At 63.3% G+C, this 18,179-nt stretch carries 24 protein-coding genes; 15 read left to right on the top strand and 9 right to left on the bottom strand.

The window, feature by feature from the left end:
• The first annotated feature begins 10 nt into the window (after positions 1–10).
• Complete coding sequence (locus tag ACQ5ID_RS09270) at positions 11–961, top strand: mechanosensitive ion channel family protein (protein ID WP_429912166.1); 951 nt, start codon at positions 11–13, stop codon at positions 959–961.
• Here ACQ5ID_RS09270 and ACQ5ID_RS09265 read toward each other — a convergent pair.
• The 3 genes from ACQ5ID_RS09265 to ACQ5ID_RS09255 form a co-directional block, all read right to left on the bottom strand.
• Complete coding sequence (locus ACQ5ID_RS09265; RefSeq protein ID WP_429912165.1) at positions 958–1,197, bottom strand: hypothetical protein; 240 nt, start codon at positions 1,195–1,197, stop codon at positions 958–960. The two genes, ACQ5ID_RS09270 and ACQ5ID_RS09265, sit on opposite strands and share 4 nt — an antisense overlap.
• A 3-nt stretch (positions 1,198–1,200) precedes the next feature.
• Positions 1,201–1,686: a hypothetical protein gene (locus ACQ5ID_RS09260; protein ID WP_429912164.1), complete on the bottom strand. Its 486-nt coding sequence runs from the start codon at positions 1,684–1,686 to the stop codon at positions 1,201–1,203.
• Between the two features lie 150 nt (positions 1,687–1,836).
• A complete protein-coding gene (locus tag ACQ5ID_RS09255; protein WP_429912163.1) occupies positions 1,837–2,001 on the bottom strand; it encodes a hypothetical protein in 165 nt (54 codons plus the stop codon).
• Between the two features lie 157 nt (positions 2,002–2,158).
• Between ACQ5ID_RS09255 and ACQ5ID_RS09250 the strand changes: the two genes are divergently transcribed.
• Positions 2,159–2,461, top strand: coding sequence for a DUF2934 domain-containing protein (locus tag ACQ5ID_RS09250; RefSeq protein WP_429912162.1), 303 nt, complete (start codon positions 2,159–2,161; stop codon positions 2,459–2,461).
• Between the two features lie 39 nt (positions 2,462–2,500).
• Here ACQ5ID_RS09250 and ACQ5ID_RS09245 read toward each other — a convergent pair whose 3' ends face one another.
• Together ACQ5ID_RS09245 and ACQ5ID_RS09240 are read right to left on the bottom strand one after the other, a co-directional pair.
• Positions 2,501–2,854, bottom strand: a complete 354-nt coding sequence (locus ACQ5ID_RS09245; protein ID WP_429912161.1) for a hypothetical protein — start codon at positions 2,852–2,854, stop codon at positions 2,501–2,503.
• Positions 2,855–2,918: 64 nt separating this feature from the next.
• Entirely contained in the window at positions 2,919–4,160 is a 1,242-nt protein-coding gene (locus ACQ5ID_RS09240) for an aminotransferase class V-fold PLP-dependent enzyme (RefSeq protein WP_429912160.1), read from the bottom strand.
• A 216-nt stretch (positions 4,161–4,376) separates the two neighbouring features.
• On the opposite strand from ACQ5ID_RS09240, the gene ACQ5ID_RS09235 reads away from it, so the two are divergent.
• Complete coding sequence (locus ACQ5ID_RS09235; RefSeq protein ID WP_429912159.1) at positions 4,377–4,865, top strand: DUF421 domain-containing protein; 489 nt, start codon at positions 4,377–4,379, stop codon at positions 4,863–4,865.
• Here the strand turns inward: ACQ5ID_RS09235 and ACQ5ID_RS09230 are convergent.
• From ACQ5ID_RS09230 to ACQ5ID_RS09215, 4 genes are all read right to left on the bottom strand, one after another.
• Complete coding sequence (locus ACQ5ID_RS09230; RefSeq protein ID WP_429912158.1) at positions 4,849–5,157, bottom strand: hypothetical protein; 309 nt, start codon at positions 5,155–5,157, stop codon at positions 4,849–4,851. The two genes, ACQ5ID_RS09235 and ACQ5ID_RS09230, sit on opposite strands and share 17 nt — an antisense overlap.
• Before the next feature lie 39 nt (positions 5,158–5,196).
• Positions 5,197–6,111 carry a nucleotidyl transferase AbiEii/AbiGii toxin family protein gene (locus ACQ5ID_RS09225; RefSeq protein WP_429912283.1) on the bottom strand — a complete coding sequence of 305 codons (915 nt, stop codon included), beginning with the start codon at positions 6,109–6,111 and terminating at the stop codon, positions 5,197–5,199.
• Positions 6,111–6,956 (bottom strand): type IV toxin-antitoxin system AbiEi family antitoxin domain-containing protein, encoded by an 846-nt coding sequence (locus tag ACQ5ID_RS09220; protein ID WP_429912157.1) that lies wholly within the window; start codon positions 6,954–6,956, stop codon positions 6,111–6,113. Before ACQ5ID_RS09220 ends, ACQ5ID_RS09225 begins: the two co-directional genes overlap by 1 nt.
• A 484-nt stretch (positions 6,957–7,440) precedes the next feature.
• Entirely contained in the window at positions 7,441–8,031 is a 591-nt protein-coding gene (locus ACQ5ID_RS09215; RefSeq protein ID WP_429912156.1) for an NADPH-dependent FMN reductase, read from the bottom strand.
• A gap of 203 nt (positions 8,032–8,234) precedes the next feature.
• On the opposite strand from ACQ5ID_RS09215, the gene ACQ5ID_RS09210 reads away from it, so the two are divergent.
• From ACQ5ID_RS09210 to ACQ5ID_RS09155, 12 genes are all read left to right on the top strand, one after another.
• Positions 8,235–8,474 (top strand): FitA-like ribbon-helix-helix domain-containing protein, encoded by a 240-nt coding sequence (locus ACQ5ID_RS09210; protein ID WP_429912155.1) that lies wholly within the window; start codon positions 8,235–8,237, stop codon positions 8,472–8,474.
• A 46-nt stretch (positions 8,475–8,520) separates the two neighbouring features.
• Positions 8,521–8,724: a SlyX family protein gene (locus ACQ5ID_RS09205; RefSeq protein ID WP_429912154.1), complete on the top strand. Its 204-nt coding sequence runs from the start codon at positions 8,521–8,523 to the stop codon at positions 8,722–8,724.
• Between the two features lie 86 nt (positions 8,725–8,810).
• Complete coding sequence (locus tag ACQ5ID_RS09200; protein WP_429912153.1) at positions 8,811–10,733, top strand: AsmA family protein; 1,923 nt, start codon at positions 8,811–8,813, stop codon at positions 10,731–10,733.
• 86 nt (positions 10,734–10,819) lie between these two features.
• On the top strand, positions 10,820–12,505 hold the full coding sequence (locus tag ACQ5ID_RS09195; RefSeq protein WP_429912152.1) for an FAD-dependent oxidoreductase: 1,686 nt from the start codon (positions 10,820–10,822) through the stop codon (positions 12,503–12,505).
• Between the two features lie 119 nt (positions 12,506–12,624).
• Positions 12,625–12,954, top strand: coding sequence for a PadR family transcriptional regulator (locus ACQ5ID_RS09190; protein ID WP_429912150.1), 330 nt, complete (start codon positions 12,625–12,627; stop codon positions 12,952–12,954).
• A gap of 128 nt (positions 12,955–13,082) precedes the next feature.
• Positions 13,083–13,667, top strand: a complete 585-nt coding sequence (locus tag ACQ5ID_RS09185; RefSeq protein ID WP_429912149.1) for an NnrU family protein — start codon at positions 13,083–13,085, stop codon at positions 13,665–13,667.
• A 45-nt stretch (positions 13,668–13,712) separates the two neighbouring features.
• On the top strand, positions 13,713–14,114 hold the full coding sequence (locus ACQ5ID_RS09180; RefSeq protein ID WP_429912148.1) for a DUF6249 domain-containing protein: 402 nt from the start codon (positions 13,713–13,715) through the stop codon (positions 14,112–14,114).
• Between the two features lie 27 nt (positions 14,115–14,141).
• Positions 14,142–14,684 carry an RNA polymerase sigma factor gene (locus ACQ5ID_RS09175; protein WP_429912147.1) on the top strand — a complete coding sequence of 181 codons (543 nt, stop codon included), beginning with the start codon at positions 14,142–14,144 and terminating at the stop codon, positions 14,682–14,684.
• The gene (locus ACQ5ID_RS09170; protein ID WP_429912146.1) at positions 14,681–15,019 is read left to right on the top strand and encodes a hypothetical protein; all 339 of its coding nucleotides are present in this window, start codon (positions 14,681–14,683) and stop codon (positions 15,017–15,019) included. The genes ACQ5ID_RS09175 and ACQ5ID_RS09170 overlap by 4 nt, the downstream gene beginning before the upstream one ends.
• 67 nt (positions 15,020–15,086) lie before the next feature.
• Positions 15,087–15,914: a 3-methyl-2-oxobutanoate hydroxymethyltransferase gene (gene panB, locus ACQ5ID_RS09165; RefSeq protein WP_429912145.1), complete on the top strand. Its 828-nt coding sequence runs from the start codon at positions 15,087–15,089 to the stop codon at positions 15,912–15,914.
• 83 nt (positions 15,915–15,997) lie between these two features.
• On the top strand, positions 15,998–16,756 hold the full coding sequence (locus ACQ5ID_RS09160) for a tetratricopeptide repeat protein (protein ID WP_429912144.1): 759 nt from the start codon (positions 15,998–16,000) through the stop codon (positions 16,754–16,756).
• The gene (locus ACQ5ID_RS09155) at positions 16,753–18,168 is read left to right on the top strand and encodes a PQQ-binding-like beta-propeller repeat protein (RefSeq protein ID WP_429912143.1); all 1,416 of its coding nucleotides are present in this window, start codon (positions 16,753–16,755) and stop codon (positions 18,166–18,168) included. Before ACQ5ID_RS09160 ends, ACQ5ID_RS09155 begins: the two co-directional genes overlap by 4 nt.
• The last annotated feature ends 11 nt before the right edge of the window (positions 18,169–18,179 follow it).

Genomic DNA, 18,179 nt, shown 5'->3' with positions numbered 1-18,179 from the left:
GATTTCAAGTATGAATAAAACTGATGTGAATCGCCTTTTATCCGTTCTCAAAACGCCTGCAGTCCTTTTTTTCTCCGCAGTGGTGCTGGCGCTTGTAACGCGTTTCGCCGCAGTTGATGCGCGGCTGGTGGAAATTGTTGAGCTGGCCGCCCGTATACTGCTTGTACTGGCCGTCGGTATCGTCATTTTGCAATTGGGGCTTCTATCGCTCAACCGGAAGCTTGCCCGGCTTGATCTGAAAGCCTCCGACAATCTGAACGCGCGCCGCCGCGCCACGCGTCTGACCATGCTGCGCCGGGTGTGGACGATTACCGTGTCAGTGCTGGTTTTCGCCACTGCGCTCACCGTTGTTCCAGGGGCGCGGCAGATCGGCTTCTCTCTGTTCGCATCGGCGGGCATTGTCGGCATTGCGGTCGGTATCGCCGCCCAGCCCGTCCTGTCCAACCTGATCGCGGGGCTGCAGATCGCCTTCACCCAGCCCATCCGCATCGATGACGCCGTGGTGGTTGAAGGCGAGTGGGGCTGGATCGAGGAGATCGGCCTGTTCCACGTCGTCATCCGCATCTGGGATTTACGCCGTCTGGTGGTCCCGCTGCGCGTATTCATCGATCAGCCTTTCCAGAACTGGACGCGCGAGACCGCCTCCATCATCGGACCTGTATTCTGGCATCTGGACTACCGCGCCCCGCTGGAAGCCATGCGCGGGAAGCTGAAAGAAATGGTCGAGGCGGCCCCGCAATGGGATGGCAAGGTCGTGGTGCTGCAGGTGGTCGAAACCGATGTCACAACGATCCAGGTCCGCGCGCTGGCCAGTGCAGCCAATTCAGGCGCGGCCTGGGAGCTGCGCTGTGCCATCCGCGAGCAGATGATCGTCTGGCTGCGCGAACACTATCCTGAAGCTCTGCCCTGCCTGCGTGCCGACACCACGATATCCGATAACGCGCAAGCTGAGGCCTACTAGCGGGGGTCACCATCGCTACGCTCCGGGCCACTTCGGCGAGGTGGCAATTCTTCCGGCGCACCGCGCTTGCCGGAATGACCGGATCCCGCCTGCGCCAGCGCTTCCAGTTCGTCCTCCGCCAAGGTTTTCGCCAAGGCGTGCGCTTCGGGACTGGCGGCCTTGGGGTCGGGATGGGATTCGCGCAGTATGTGCAGGGCTTCTGCAGCCGCTTCGCGGGGCGGGGGCTTGACAGACATGGTTCAAGACTCCTGATCAGCGTCGGGGGCGTGGTGTCCGGCGAAAATCTCGTGTTGGGCACTGGTCAGTTCCTTGTAGGCGAGGGCGGTGACGCCTCCCCAGACCAGGTGCACAGCAATCATCGCCAGATTGCGTGATGGCGGATGGCAGGCCGCGTTCTTCAGAAGGCCGGAGGCGGGAATCCAGCCCAGATAGCTGAGCACCCAGACTAGCCCGCCATAGAGCGCGCCGTTAAGAACCGATGTGCGGGGGATCAGAAGCGGCATGATTGCGCCGGTTGCTGCGCCATATCCGGCGTGGCCCAGAAGTGTCACTTCCTCGGCCACGGGTTCGGGCAGGTCCGGCCCGCCTGCTTCCACCAGTTCGCGCGGCGGAAGAGGATATCGCGCACTGGCGGGAAGCCGCCGGTTGAGCCGCCGCATGGCGGTCGTCATCGCGACCGTGCCTGCCACACCAGCCACCGCCGCGGCTATCGGTCTGAAACTCATATTCGTCTCCTCGTGCGGGATGCGGGCAGCAAAAACTGGAACTCTCAACAGCAACCGGCTCATTCCCCGTCAGGTTCCATCGGACGGGCTGGCAACCAAAAAAGAAGCGGCGTTGCCGCCGCTTCAGGGAGGTAGACAGGTGCGATGTATCTAGCGCCGGGGTTCCTGCTCTTCCGGACGGCGCTCGTCAGCCTGAGCCTGTGCCCGGCCCTGATCCTGGCCTTGCTGGCGTTGACCCTGCTGCTCCTGATCACCGCCTTCCTGCTGGTGTTCAGGACGGTTCTGGTCTGCGTTGTTCTGGGGTGTCTTGTTCATGACTCTCTCCATTGATCCTCCACCGCGCCCGACAACCGGGCCGCGGTGCGCTTGTTCCCTCAGCGAATGAAGAATTTTGCAGTGGAAGCGGGTACATAGCGGAACACTTGGCGGACCGGGTTGTTGGCTTTTCTGCGGACAGCAATGGAGCAGACTCATGCCCGACAAGCCCGATGACCAACGCGCCGGAAAGGTGCAGGCCCGCGCGCGCCGACTCTGGGAGGAGGCTGGCAGCCCCCTAGGCGGACCGCAAGCGTATGAGAATCTCGCGGATGATCTGATATCAATCGAGGAAACCGGAGATAATCCCACCCGGCCGATCCGGCCGAGGGGCGGTGATCCCGATGTCGAGCCACTTGAAGCTCTGGAAAATCAGGGTGAATTTCCCACCCTGACCGATCAGGGAGAGGACAACACCACACCGCTGCGTCTGGGTGACCGCAAGAAGGCGCTGGAATAGGCAGGCTGCCTGCTTTCCGGTCAAGCTTGGAGGTGGATCTCACTGCCGGAGCTGGAGAGCCATCGCAACGCGGACAGGCCGTCCCTGTCCGCCTGCTGGAGCCGCAATCCAGGCTTCGAGTTTCTGACCGCAGTCGAGCAGGGGCTCTACTTCGGCCACGTCTTCGGGATGGAGTTCGCCAATCCTTTGCCCGCCGCACCAGGCTTCCAGGGCCTTTCCTTCGCCAGTAGGCCGGCGAAGCCGTATGCGCTGGTCCGGCTTCAGGACCGGACGGCGTCCCTTAAGGCAATAGTGGCGCGAACGCGGTAGTTCAGCGACCATAAGGGGTGCCGGGCGGACACGGATGGTCCGGCTGCGTAGACCCAGCAGACGGGCAAGGCTGGCGGGTAGCATTTGCGTCTCCATGTTGTGGTGGCAGACGTCAACCGGCAAGCGGGGCCGAGGTTCCCGGCGAGTGTCAGAGACTGTCGCGCACGGCGCGGGCCGCGCGGTCAATCTCTGCAGAAGAGTTGATAATGCTGGGTGTCAGGCGCACCAGGGCGCTCGGATAGGGGGCGACGGACGCCACTATATGGCGGTCTCGGAGCCTCGAAACCATTTCGGCGGAGCTCATCCCCTCGACGGCGAAAGCGACAATGCCGGAGGACAGGGCGCTATCGCGCGGTGTTCTGACATCGATCCTGTCAATGTCCGCCAGTGCCTCCTTCAACGCGCCCGCAAGCTCATGCGTTCTTGAAGCCACCCGGCTGCGGCCCAGCATGTCATGAAACTCGAAGGCGTCTGTCAGGGCCCAGCGATGTTCGAAAGCCTTGAACCCGCCAGGTGTCATCCGGCGCCCATTATTGCCTCCGCGCGGTTCACGCCGCATGTACCAGGCCGAGAAGACTTCGCTTTCGTCAAAACTCGGTATTGTTGGCCGGGTTGCGGCAAGACCGCGTTCGCTGATCGCCGCCACGCCTGTGCCGCGCGGGCCGAACAGCCATTTATGACAGCCGGCCATGAGGAAATCCGCTCCGGTATCGGCAAAGCTCTCGGTCTCCACGCCAAATCCGTGAACCGCGTCCAAGCCAAAGAGAACATGATCGTCCTCACCCCGGTCTGCATTGATCTCATTCAGGGCCGCAGCGATCTCGCGCACGGGTATCTTCACGCCGGTACTGGAGTGAACCCATGTGAGCGCCAGCAAGCGGGTTTCTGGCCGGATGCTGGATGTTATGCGCTCGACGATCTGATCAGCACTCACGGCATCGGGGCGGTCAAAGAGAGCGGTTTTGCGCACCGCCGCGCCGGTTCGCTGTGCTGCCTGCTCCAGCGACACGTGCGTGACATAATAATCTTCGTCGGTCGTGAGGACTTCCTGATCCGGCCTGAGTTGCAGGCTGGTGTAAACAAGCCCCACGCCCATCGTGGTGCTCTCGGTCAGCGCTACCCGGGAGAGGTGAGTTCCCAGATAGTTCGCCGCAGCTTCACGGCTTGCCTCGGTCAGCCTCGGCCCATGTGCCTCAAGATAGTCCACCGGATCGGCGTCAAGGGCTCTTCTATGCCGGGCGATGGCAGCGCGGACCGGTGCCGGGTGAGACGCCAGAAGCATCGCGCTCATATGAACGGTGCCGGGCTCCAGATTGAACAGGGAACGCACCTGGCTCCAGTTGGAAAGCGGTCCGGTTTCAGCAATCGGCTGAGCTTTGGCCGGAAGCATGCCGGTGAGCGGGGCACTAGCACATAAACCCAGTACGCTGCGCCTTGAGGGAGTCATTCAGCGATCATGCACTGGATTTGCGATCATGGGATGTGCACCCTCCTACTGCCCGGCAGATACTACTCCCATTGGAACCACGCCTGATCGACAATGGTTCCCCGTTTGGCGCGCTGCGGTGCGCTGCCGCTCGCTGCTCCAGATGCCGTTAGGGGATTTATGAATTTCGAAGGTATGATCTTTCAGAACTGGGAGGGCATTATCCGCACTCTTCTGGTAGGGACGTTAGCCTATATCGTGCTGATTGTGTTTCTGCGGATTTCTGGCAAACGAACGCTTGCCAAGCTGAATGCGTTCGATCTGGTTATCACGGTAGCGCTCGGCTCCACCCTGTCTGCGGTGCTGCTTCAGGAATCCATCGCGCTGACCGAAGGCGTGGTTGCGCTGGGCCTGCTTGTTCTGCTGCAGTTCATCGTTACTTACACCTCGGTCAGATCGCCCGGGTTTGCCAGGCTCATCCGCTCTGAACCGTCATTGCTGGCCAGAGACGGAGCATTTTGCCCGGCAGCCATGAAACGGGCCCGCCTCACCGAGGAGGAAGCACTCAGCGCCATCCGCGCTTCCGGGGGACAGCAGATCGGCGATGTCAAAACCCTGATACTCGAAAGCGATGGAACGCTGAGCGTCAGCCTTAGGCGTAACGCTTGAGCAGGGTGAGCGCTTCTCTCCATCTCTCCATATTCGCCTTGCTGTTCTCCTGAACCCTGGACGTCAGTGCCGTGACATAGTTGCGGATCTCGTTCGATTTTCGGAACGCGTCCGCGTCCTGGAGGAGGCGATCGATGCGCGCCTGCTCAAGACGCTCTTGTCGCTCGCGCTCCGCGCGTTCGGCTTCCGCTCGGAGCGGCCTGTCTTCTTCCTTAATCTGAACTTTGCGCTCAATGCGCCATTGGTGATGCCGGATTGCGTCTTCCTCGTCTACCTGACCAGACACGATCATACAGCTCTTGTCGGGGCAGTCGTTCCGCCATCGCTTCGGCTACCTCGCCAAGACTGCTTCGAGCTGCGCCACCAGAGCAGCGCGCTTCTCGACACTCAAGCTATCGAGATTGCGTTGCCGCCAGCGCACGGCCGGCAGACCGGCGGCGGCCTCCAAGCTGACGGCGGACCAATCAGGCGCGCCCCGTTCAAACGCCAGCAGGAATTGGCGGTGAGCCTCGGGCATCGCGCCGACAATCTGGCTCACCAGGGCTTCGCGGGCCGCGAGGAGATCGGTCAGAACGACGGGCTGCAGCGTCATGCCGACGAAGCCGCGCTCGAATTCGGCGGCGATATCCTTGCGCCGGGCCGACAAAACCTCGGCCATCGGACGGTCGTGACTGATCAGGTATACGAGGAAGGCGCGCCGGAGCTCCTCGTCGATGCCTTCGGCGGCCAACAGGTCGCGCACGTCGAACAGGTCGCGCGGATGCTGCCGGTCGAGCGCGGCGACGAGCTTTCCAGCGAAGAGATCGGGGAAGGAGACGATCCGCATTTCCGCGAAGCCGAACGCGTCCTCGACGCTTGGGGAGACCGGACGCATCTGGGGCTCGAACACGCAGCCCCGCAGGACCGGCGTGACCTCGATCTTGATCTGCGCGCCATCGCCCCGGACGACGAGCTTGGTGATGACGTTTTCACGAGAGCGGGAAGGCAGGACTCGGGCGTCTCGGATGGTTGCCGTAATGCGCTCTGCTATGCGGAGCATTGCGGCATCGATCGCGGCCAGCGAGGCTGCGCGATCCTCAACCGGCAGATAGGTGAGGTCGATATCGACCGAAAGCCGCGGCAGGTCGCGGATGAACAGATTGATGGCGGTGCCGCCCTTCATCGCGAAACACGCTTCAGCCGCGACGGAAGGCAGCGCGCGGATCAGCAGCGCGACCTGGCTTCGATAAGCATCAGCGAAAGTGATCAGGGCGCCTCGTCCAGCTCTTTGGGTACGGTGATCTGGTAGGCGGAATCATACCGCCCGTCCTTGACCAGCATGCGCTTGCCCGAGCCCAGATCGATCGCCGCTTGGTCGAGATGTTTCAGCCAGGCATGGCGATGGCGATCAGCGAAATAGAAAAACAGGCGCTTCGCCTTCACGCTGCGGCAGCGGACCAGCAGCGTCTGCATGCGCCGCGGAGCGAGATTGCTCAGACTTTCCATCAGCATGTCGGCCTGGTGGAAGCTTTCATGATCCGGCAGTGCGTCGAGAAGCTCCAGGATCGCGCGTTCAGGCGCCGAGACCGTCAAAGGCCAATCCCATTGCCCCCAGGGGAGCGCGCGCAGTCCTGCATCCCGGAAAGCCTGGTCGCCGTGGCTGCTGGCGTGATCCGGAACAAGGGCAGGGAAGGCGACCTGGTCCAGATCGTTTCCAAAAAGCGGGGCGCTGTTGCGATAAACGAACCGCTCCTTGATCGGCAGCGCGGCGAGCCAGGTCGGCGGCTTGGTCGGGCCGTGCAGATGTATCTGCGTGCGGCTCAGCGTGACATAATGGGTGTAGCCTTGCAGTTCGAGAGCCGTGCGGCCTCCGACAAATAGGCGATGCCCGAGAAGCGTTTGGAGCGAGATGACGGCCTGCTGCCAGCCTAGCTGTCCGCGCGGTCGGCGATAGACCCGGCGGGCAGGCTGCTCGAGCCAGCCCGACGCGACATACTTGGCGCGCAAGGAGGGGGAGTAGCCGTGAGAGGACAGCCAAGCGGCGTCCACGAGCAGGCCTTCTGGAAGGAGGCGCTCGAGCTGGTTTAGCTTTCCTGCCCTTTGCTCTCTCATGGTGTGGTTTTTAGCGTGTTTGCAAACCGAGCGCCAGTTTAAACATCATGGAATTTAAGTAGTCTTGGTTTGCAAATCGCTCGAAAGATAAACTGCCTGTGAGGTTCGAGGTACCCATTAGGGGTCTTGTGATCGCTCGACCGCTTTGCGAAAATCGCATACCGGATCCTGGCCGGGGTGTGGCGTGACACGCTTAGCGTTCGGTGGTAGAAGACTATAGCGTAGAAACGGCGGATGCATGCGCGGGACTGCGAAGTGTCTGAGGTTCCGTCGCTAGACGATAATCCCCGAAATCGAAGTTTTCAGCTCAATCTGAAAAGCTCAATATTTTCAATAGCCCGAAATTTTGACGGAGCGGTCGCCGGGAAATTTCTGTGGAAAACGTAATTTGCTTTTATTATTCAATCTATTTAAGCTCTAATCTATAATTGAGTGGGAGTGAGTCTGAGACTGATCAGGCAGGTTCAGGCTCTGTAGCCGCCACTCAATACGGTGTTCCGCTTTTTTGGCGTTGAGCCCGGGCCGCCTCGGTCCACCATGCAAGATCGGCGGCGAAGCGTGGAAAAGCCTTTTCCAGCGCGGCTCCGCCCTCGCCGGTCGGCTTCGCGTCGTCATCGATGGCGTGGCGAATCCCACCCACGGCCAGCGAACTTGAAATGACGACCATCCCCATTTCCGACAGCGTCCCGTGCCAGGTAAGCGCGGCACGCACGCCGGCCAGCCGTCCGGCCGAATAGCTGGCGATGGCCGCGGGCCGCCAGAACCATTCCTCCAGGAAATGGTCCGTCAGGTTTTTCAAGCCCGGCTGGATACCCCAGTTATATTCGCCGGTGACGAAGACGAAGGCATCGGCGGCACGGATCTTTCCGGCCAGCTCTTCCATTCCGGCAGGTGCCTCGCCGGCAGCATATTCCTTGTACATGCGGTCCAGCATGGGCAGGTTGATGGCCTTGGCGTCGATCAGCTCGGCCTCGTTGCCGAGCTCGCTCAGCTTTCTCACCAGATAACGCGCGAGCCTGATTCCCTGCCGGTCGGCGCGATAGGAGCCGTAGAGGACGAGGATATGGTGGGTCATGTATTTCCCTTTCCCGGACGGCCTTGTGTGATGCGTGATCAACAATGTTAGGCCGAACATTCTGCTAATGCCAAAATGTCCAACTGGCCCTCGGTAACGATGGCTCTGCAGTCACCACGCCTCAGCAGCCGGGATCAAGCGGGGCAGGGGGCATCCGTCTGACGCGCATTGACTTCCCGAACCCCCGTCTTCATGTTTTCCACATGCTCAAACATGTCCGGATCAGGGAAATTCCCGACGCGACCCATCAGGCGCTCAAAGCGCGTGCGGCGGCGGAAGGGATGAGCATGAGCGATTATCTGCGCCGCCTGATAGAGCAGGATCTGAAGCGGCCCGACTGGGTATCGATCAGGGCGCGCCAGGCGTCGATGGAGCCGGTCGAGCTGCCGGTCTCCACAACCCGGATCATCCGCGAAGAGCGCGGCGAAAACCCTATAGTCTGAACACTGCCCGCAAGGTGGCGGGGATTCATGACCGAGAGCAGCCCCCATGACCGACAACACCCGCCTCGAAGCGCTGGAAATCCATATCGCCCAGCAGCAGCGCACGATTGATGAGCTCTCCGAGGCGCTGGCGCTGCAGCAGAAGGATATCGAGCGGCTGAAAGCCCGGCTTCACCGCTCTGATGACCGCATTGCGGAGCTGGAGGCGGGCCTGCCTGCCGCTGCGTCTGAAAAGCCGCCGCACTACTGAGCCTCACGCCGCCATCTGACGCCGCAGGGGAACCGCGCGCCGCCTTGCGCGCTTAGTTCATACGTGTCCGCTTTTCCGGTTCCGTCATGTTCGTGCGCATCCTTGCCGGCCTTGTGGCCCTTATCGTCGCAGCGTGCCTTGCCCTGGTTCTTTTGATCCAGCTGGCGGGGTGGGACTGGCTGCGCGGTCCGGTGGAGGCGCGCGTATCAGACGCGCTCGACCGCCAGGTGACCATCAACGAGCCGCTGGCGGTGCGGTGGCGGTGGAATTTCGTGCCGCGTGTCCGCTTTGAAGGCGTCACCATTTCCGATGAGGACTGGACCGGCGATGAGCATTTCATTCAGCTGGAGCGCGCGGTAGCGGACGTCGCCTTGCTCGACCTGTTGCGCGGGCGGGTGAATTTGCGTGAAGCTTGGATAAGGGGCCTGGAACTGCGCCTGAGCGTGGATGATGAGGGCCGCAATAACTGGGGTCTTGGCCGCGAGGACGGGCAGGGCCGGGTGCCGATCGTTGGCGGGCTGCATCTGGTCGACAGCCAGATCATTTACCGCAATGCGGCGCGCGAGGTGTCCTTCACCGCCGATCTGGACAGCGTGGTGGCCGAGGACGAGGGCGGCGCAGACCGCACCTCCATCTCCGGCGAAGGCGAGGTGCGCGGCAATGCCTTGAGCTTCACCGGCGAGGGCGACGGGGTGATGCGCCTGCGTGATCCTGATCAGAGCTTTGCCTTCCGCCTCGACATCGAGGGAGGCGAGACGCGCTTCGTGTTTGACGGGCAGTTGGGTCCGCGCGGCAGTTTCCGCCAGATTGCGGGCGCACTGGCGCTGCAGGGCGAGAATCTGCGCGAGGTGTATGATTTCACCGGCATTCCCGTCCCCGATACCTCGCCTTATGATTTGACGCTGGATCTGGCGCGCGTGGACGATGTCTGGCAGGCGCGCAATATCGAGGGCGTGGTGGGCGATAGCGATCTTGCCGGCCAGCTTGATTACGATACCGGCCGGGAGCGGCCCTTTGTCGATGCCGAACTGACTTCGGATGCACTCGATTTCAACGATATCGGCATGCTGATCGGTGCGCCGGCCATCGACCCTGACGATATGAGTGAAAGCGCGCTAAGGCGGGCGCAGGCGCGTGCCTTGCGCGATGAGGGCCGCATCTTCCCGCGCGCGCCGCTGGACGTGGAGCGGATTTCAGGCGTGGACGGGCGGTTGGTCTTCGAGGGGCGCGAGGTGACCGGCGCCGGCCAGGCGCTCACGGAAGTCTCCACCACCATCACGCTGGATGACCGGGTGCTGCTCTTTGAGCCGCTGGAGTTCGGCTTCCGGGGCGGACGGCTGGAATCGCGGGTGGAGATCGATGCGCGCGGCGAGGACACGGTGACGTCCGCTGACGGGACTTTCTCTGGCATCCGGCTGGAGGATTTCATCCCCGATGAGCGGATTACCGGCACGTTTTCCGGCGATATCAGCCTGGTCGGGACCGGCGACAGTATCCGCCGCGCCATGGCCAGCTCGAACGGTCGCATCCGCGCGCTGGTCGATGAGGGCGGCATCTCGCGGCGGACGCTGGAGCTGATCGGGCTCGACCTGTTCAACTATCTGTTTGCCAACGATGAAACGGTCGCCACTACGTGCGGCATGGCCGATATCGTGGTGACGGACGGTGTCGGCGAGGCCGAGACCTTGCTGGTCGCCACGCCTGACAGCCAGATCCATGGCGAAGGCCGGTTCGATTTCCGCCGCGAGCGCTTTGATCTGAGGGTGCAGGCGCGCGATACCAGCCCGAATATCGGCTCGCTGGGCGGACCGATCAATATTGGCGGCACGTTCCGCGATCCGGATATTTCGCTTGATGACGAGACCTATCTGCGCGGCGCTGCCTCGGTCGCTCTTGGCGTCTTCCTGACCCCGCTCGCAGGGCTTTTGGGCACCGTCCAGCTGGACACCGTAGATGGCGGGGTGTGCGAACGCCTGCTGGATCAGGCGGACGCGCCGGAGGGAGAGTGAGGGCCCGTCACATATCTGAGGCTTGCGGGTGCAGGGCCCGGCGTTAGGCTGGAGCGCTCTGATCACTCCTGCGGAGATTTCCCCGCGTGAACACTCTCGCCGCCACCAAGCCGCCTGCTGATGTGAACTACACGTTCTCCGATGCCGAGTTGGCCGCGCTCGCGCCCTATGGCGAGGTGCGCGCGCATGAGGAAGGCGAGGTGCTGGTGGCCGTCGGTGACCGGCAGGCTGATTGCCTGATCACCCTGTCGGGCGAGACCCATATCTTCGTCGATGACATGGACGGGCCAGTGCGGCTTGGCTGGATGGAGCGCGGCCAGTTTGCCGGTGATATCGGCGTGCTGACCGGGCAGGCGGCGCTGGGGCGCACCACCATGGGTAAGGCGGGCGAGGTGCTGCACATCCCCTTTGCCGCCTTCCAGCGCCTGCTGGTGGAGAACTCCGCCCTGTCGGACGTGTTCGTGCGCACGCTCTCGGCGCGGCGTGCCTTTGCGCTGGCGCGGGAGGGCAATTCGGTGATCGTGATCGGCTCGGCGCTCGACCGGTCGGTCTTTGCCTTGCGCGATTTTCTCACTCGCCACGGCCTGCCCCATGCCTGGCTGGATCCGGACAGCAATCCGTTGGCCGCGCCGATCATGGAGGCCAAAGGACTGGCGCGCGATGCCTTGCCCGCCGTGGTGCTTAGCGCGTCGCGGGTGATGACCCAGCCGACGGTTAGCGATCTGGCGGGATATTTCGGCTCGGACCTCGTGCCTGACGGCGCAGCGGCGGATGTCATTGTGGTGGGTGCGGGGCCTGCCGGGCTCGCCGCTGCGGTCTATGCGGCGTCGGAAGGGCTGACCGTGGTGACGCTCGATGCCGAAGCGCCGGGCGGTCAGGCGGGTTCCAGCTCCAAGATCGAGAATTATCTGGGCTTTCCGATGGGCGTGTCGGGCCGGGAGCTGGCAGACCGCGCCGCCATTCAGGCGCAGAAATTCGGTGTGCGCCTCGCCGCGCCGGTAAAGGCTTGTGCGCTGGATCGGCTGGAGAATGGTTGCTACTGCGTCTCCACGAGCGATGGCCGCAAGCTGGAGGCGCGCGCGGTGGTGATTGCGTCTGGCGCGCAATATCAGCGCCTGCCGGTGGAAGAGGCGGAGAGCTATGAGGGCTGCGGGCTCTATTACGGGGCCTCGCCGCTGGAGGCGCAGCTGTGCGCCGGGGCGGATGTGGTGATTGTCGGGGCGGGCAATTCGGCCGGGCAGGGCGCGGTCTTCCTCGCCCGCACAGCGCGCCATGCCCATGTGATGTACCGGCGCCCTGATATTCGCGACACGATGAGCGAATATCTCGTCCGCCGCCTTGAGGAACAGGCCAATATCACCCTGCATCCGCAGACGGAAATCTCCGGCCTTGCCGGTATTGGCGAGGGCGATGACCGGCGGCTGCGGGCGCTGAAGGTCAAAACCGCGCAAGGCGAGGCCGAGATCGAGGCGGGCTTCGTGTTCCTGTTCATTGGTGCCGCGCCCTTTACAGACTGGCTGCCAGCCGGACTGGCCCGTGACGCAAAAGGCTTCGTGAAAACCGGCACTCAAATCGAGCCGCGCGAGCTGGTGCGCGGCGGCTGGGCGCTGGACCGGATGCCATCAGCCTATGAGACCAGTCTTGAGCGGGTCTATGCGGTGGGCGATGTGCGGTCGGCGTCGGTCAAACGCGTGGCCAGCGCGGTCGGTGAGGGCTCGGTGGTGGTCAGCGCCATCCATGCTGCGCTTGCCGGGTTTGGAAAGCCCGAATAGCCCAGCTGCGGTCTTGCGAGGGGGCGTTTTGCGGGGCGCTTGCGTCCGGCGAGCGATTGCCTTTGTGGCGCACTCGCCGCTAGATATCCCGGTTGGGCGCTCAAACCTTCGGATGTCTGATGAATCTGGATTCCTGGAAGTCCCAGATGCGAAAGGGCGCAGCCGAATTTGCTGTCCTGTCGGCCCTGCGCGAGGGCGAGCTGTACGGGGTGGAGCTGGTCGCGCGCCTTACCGGCGCAGACAGTGTGGGATTGTCCGAAGGGACCGTCTATCCGCTATTGCGCAGGCTGCAGGCGGACGGGCGCCTGAGCGCGCGGTGGGAAGTCAATGAGAATGCGCCCCCGCGCAAATACTACTCACTCACCAGATCGGGCCGGGAAGCTGTCGAAGGCATGGCCGCGTTCTGGAGCGAATTTGAAGCGCAACTCAATCGGATTGTAAGGGCGTGACGCGCGCCGTTACCTGAAAGCCTCAGCCGCGCCCTTACCTGTTTGCGGCCAGCGATAATCCTGTGCCCGGCAGGCGTCATTTGCCCTAAGGTTGAACCGGCATGATTCACGTCGCAGGGAGCGGGTAAATGGAATTCCTGATTGTGGGGCTGGCACTCTTTCTGGGGGTTCACTCTGTCCGCCTTGTCGGGTTGCGCGGCCCGATGATCGCAGTCCTGGGGCAGGGCGCGTACTCGATTGTCTATTCGCTTGTCAGCGCTATCGGGCTCGCACTGATCGTGTACGGCCACATTCTTGCTCACCCGTCTGCCGCCGTATGGGCTCCGCCTGAGTGGACCCGCACGCTGGCGCTGGTAGTGGTGCCGCTCAGCATTGTCCTGATCGTGTCGGCCTATGTACCCGGCCATATCCGCTCGACCGTGCGCCACCCCATGACGCTGGGTGTGCTGCTCTGGGCTGCCGCGCATCTGGTGGCCAATGGCGAGATTGCAAGCGTCATTCTGTTTGGCAGTTTTGCCGCCTGGGCGCTGCTCACCCTGATTGGCGCCTATGTGCGCGGCGGCAGCTTTGCCAGCGACGGCAAATGGTCGGCCGATATCGTGGCGATCATTATCGGCCTTGTCGCCGCCGGACTGCTCGCCTGGTTCCATATGGAATTATTTGGCGTTGCCGTCGTCGAATTTGCATCCGATCCCTACGCGCCCGGCATCTAGTCTTCATAGGTGCCCGGCAGGCGGGTGCCCAACAGGAGACTTTCGATGGAAGACGTCATCGCATCAGTGGGCTTTTTTCTTGCGGCGGTCGCCATCGTGCTGATCATCGTCACCGCCAGTGTCGTGAACCGGTTCAACATGCACGAGACCGTGCGCGAGGCCCTGCGTCAGGGAAAGACGCTGGACGCCGAAGCCATCAAGGCGCTGGGCGCGCCCCGGCGCAAGCCTCGCAATAATGATCTCAAGGCCGGACTGATCCTGATCGCGGTGGCGGCGGGTCTGGTCGCTCTTGGCGCGCTGGTGGGGACGGCCCTGCCGGACGAGCCGGATGTGCCCCCGATGATGAACATGATGGCTGGTGTTGCGGCAATTCCGGCCTTTATCGGCCTGGTTCTGACCGGGTTTGGCGTGGTCAACGCCTTGCGGCCGCCCAAGCAGGAAGACTGAGCGTAAGCGCGGCTTGCGGGGGCGCTGATGGCGCAGAGCGATGATGTGCTGGTGAGCCAGGTTCTGGCGACGGGTGACAGGCGTGCCTTCAGCGCGCTTGTCGACCGTCATCAGCGCCTTGTGCGCGGGCTTCTGGCCCGCCTGACCGGCAACAGGGCGGATGCTGACGATATCGCGCAGGATACGTTCGTGCAGGCTTGGCAGCGCATTGCCACCTATCGCGGCGAGGGCAGCTTCAAGGCGTGGTTGTGCCAGATCGCCTATAGCCGTTTCCTGATGAGTGCGCGCAAGGCGAGGTCACGCGGGCGGCTGATGGAAGGCTTGCGCGCTGATCCGCCCCTGCTGGACGAGGCGGCGGCGCAGCCGGGGCTTGCGCGTGATCTCGACCGGGCTCTGGCCGTGCTGGGGGATGAGGAGCGGGCCTGCGTTGTGCTATGCTTTGCTTCCGGCCTCAGCCATTCTGAAGCAGCGGACGTGACGGGGCTGCCGCTGGGTACGGTGAAGTCTCACGTCAACCGTGGACGGGCAAAACTGAAGGACTGGTTTGACCGGCAGGAGAGTGCGGCATGAGCGGACATGATAATGGATTTGACGCCCGCCTGATGGACTTGTTCGAGGAGGCTGCGCCGCCCGCCGACCGCGCCTTTACCGGCCGGGTGATGGGCGCGGTGGACCGTCTCGCATTCCTTCGCCCGCTCTTGCTGGTGACCGCTGCGCTTCTGGGCGTGGCCCTTGCCAGCTGGCAATTTGGCGATCTGATCGGGCTTCTTGGCGCTGCACTTTTCAGCATTGGCAGCGCAGTGGCCAATACCGCTGGCCTGCAGGCCATGCTGATGGCCATTGCGGCCCTCGGGCTGAGTGCCCTGACCCTGATCGCCTTCCGGCATGGCGAGGTTGATCTGTGAGTTGCGTGATTTGTGCAATTGCGAACTTGGGCTAGCGTGCCGCCGTCTGCCAGGTACGGAGTAGCTCATGTCCGCACAAAACCCCGCCCCGGTTAAGCGCATTGGCGTCCCGGACATCCGTGCCCGCAAGGGGGGTGAACCGCTGGTTTGCCTGACAGCCTATGATGCGCCCACGGCGCGCCTTCTGGACCCGCATTGTGATCTGTTGCTGGTGGGCGACTCGGTGGGAATGGTCGTGCACGGGCTGCCCAACACCATCCCGGTGACACTGGACATGATGATCCTGCACGGTCAGGCGGTGATGCGCGGCGCCAGCCGGTCGATGGTCGTCATCGACATGCCGTTTGGCAGCTATGAAGCCTCCCCGGAGCAGGCGTTCATGAATGCCACCCGGATCCTGCGCGAAACCGGCGCGCAGGCCGTGAAGCTGGAGAGCGGTGTCTATATCGCCGACACCATCCGCTATCTTGCCGAGCGCGGTGTGCCGGTGATGGCCCATGTCGGCCTGCGCCCGCAGGCAGCCCTTGCCGAGGGCGGCTTCAAGGCCAAGGGCCGCAATGATGACGAGCGTGCCCGCGTGATAAGCGAGGCCCAGGCCGCCGATGCGGCGGGAGCGTTTGCGATTGTCATCGAGGGGGTTGCCGAAGACCTCGCCGCGGAGATTACCGGAGCGGTGGCGGCGCCCACCATAGGTATCGGCGCGTCGGCAAGCTGTGACGGGCAGATTCTCGTCACGCCGGACATGCTCGGCCTGTTCGACTGGACGCCGCGCTTCGTCAAGCGCTACGCCGACCTGAAAGCGCTGACGGAGGGGGCTGTAAAAGCCTATGCCGACGATGTGCGCGCCCGTCGCTTCCCCGGACCGGACCAAGTCTACCGCATTACACGCGCGTAACGCGGCTCGCGCGTATTGCGGCGGCCCTGCAGGGCCGCTAGGGTCCGCCGGACATTGAACTGGCATGAATTGCGAGGCGGACCTTGGTCGACGTTTTCGACGAAGTTGAAGAAGAACTGCGCAAAGAGCGCTATATGCAGATGCTGCGCAGCTGGGGCCCGTGGGTGCTCGGCGCAGCCGTCACGGTCATTGCGGGTGTGGCGGGCTATCAGGGCTGGCGTGCGTGGCAGGAAAACCAGAGCGCAGAGGCTTCTGCGCAGTTTGCCGACGCGCGCGCCTTGCATGATGCCGGGCAGACGGACGGGGCTCTCGAAGCCTATGCCTTGCTGGCCAGCGAAGGCCCGCGCGGCTATGCAACCCTGTCGCTGCTTCACCAGGCTGCCATTGCGAGCGAGGCGGGCGATAATGCGGAAGCGGCGCGCCTCTATGAGGAGGCTGGCCAGCGTTCACCGGTCGCGCTTGTCCGCGATCTGGCCCGCTACCAGTCTGCAGTGGCTGGTTTTGACACGCTCTCCAGCGATGATCTCGCGCTCCGGCTTGATCCGCTGGTGTCGGGCGGCGGCGGCTTTGCCCTGTTGTCGCGCGAACTGATCGGCGCGGCGGCCTTGCGCGACGAGCGGTGGAGCGAAGCGCGCCGTCAGTATGAGTTTGTGCAATTGTCGATAGATGCATCCGAAGCCATGCGCTCGCGGGCCCGTGACGCTCTGGCCGTAATTGCGCGTGAAGCACCCGAAGAGGTGCCAGCTGACGCCTCGGCTGATGAAACGCCGGATGCCGCCGGCACCGATACTGCCCCCGGTCCGGCAGAGACTGCCGCTGAGGAAGAGGATACTGTCGAATGACTTCTACCCTTCGTGTTGCCGTGCTGGCGGCTCTGGCGAGCAGTTTCTTACTGGCCGGATGTGGTGCCGGTCAGCAGATTTCCCGGCTCAATCCTTTCTCTGGCGGAGACCGCGAAGACCCCAATGCGCCGCCGCGCGATCAGCGCGTGCCGGTTCTGGGTGTGGGCGAAAGCCTGGAAATCAGCGGGGGTTCGCTCGTCAACCTGCCGTCCGCCTATGTCAATGATCGCTGGCCCCAGCCGGACGGCTTCCCGACCCACGCCATGCAGCACACACAGGCGCGTGGCAGCCTGGAACGCATCTGGCGTGCCGATATCGGTGCGGGCTCCAACCGTGACCGCCGCATCAATGCGCGCCCGGTTGTGCTCGACGGGACCGTTTACACGGTCGACGGGGAAGGCCGTGTGACGGCCACCAACGCCGAGACGGGCGCACGCCGTTGGCAGGTGCGCCTGTCACCACGCGAGGAAGCCCAGGGTGGCGGCAGGTCACTACCGATACCCTTCCTGGGCCGGGAGGGCGGAGGCACTGACCGGTATGCGTTCGGTGGCGGCATCGCTGTTGATGGCGGACGTGTCTATGTGCATACGGGGCGGCGCTTCATGGCTGCCCTCAATGCGTCCAATGGCGAGGAAGTCTGGCGCGAGACGGTGCTGACGCCGCTGATCGCAGCGCCAACGGTCGCTGATGGCCGCGTCTATTCGATCACCCATGAGAACGAGCTGATCGCGTTTGACGCCTCTTCGGGCAATATCCAGTGGACGCATGGTGCGATTGCGGATTCTGCGCGGCTGCTTACAGCCCCCAGCGTGGCCGTACAGGGCGATGTTGTGGTGGCGCCGTTCAGCTCTGGCGAGCTGATCGCGCTGCGCGCACAAAACGGAACGGTTCTGTGGAGCGACTCGCTCACGCGTGCGGGCGGCCTGACGCCCATGTCCTCGATCAACGACATTGCCGGGTCGCCGGTGATTGGCGGGGGCCAAGTTTATGCGCTGAGCCATTCGGGCGTCATGGCGTCGTTCGACATGCGCACCGGGGAACGCAACTGGACCCAGCCTGCCAGCGCGCTGCATGCCCCGTGGCTTGTTGGCAATTACCTGTTTGTGGTGACGAGTGATGCCCAGGTGGTGGCGTTTGAACGCCAGACCGGGAATGTCGCCTGGATCACCCAGCTGGAAGCTTTCCGCAATGAGCGCCGCCGGCGCGACCGTATTGCCTGGGCGGGCCCTGTGCTTGCTGGCAACCGGCTGCTTGCAGCGTCATCGCGCGGGGATCTGGTTATCATCAACCCGGCTGATGGCACGATCCAGGAGCGCCGCAGTGTTGGTGATCCGGTGTTTATCGCCCCGGTCATTGCCAATGAAACGGTGTTTATCGTGACCGATAACGGCCGCCTGATCGCGCTGCGATAGAGAAAGGTACG

This window comes from Glycocaulis sp. (genome assembly GCF_050485565.1).
Lineage (GTDB): Bacteria > Pseudomonadota > Alphaproteobacteria > Caulobacterales > Maricaulaceae > Glycocaulis.
This window is presented reverse-complemented; position numbering and strand designations above follow the sequence as displayed.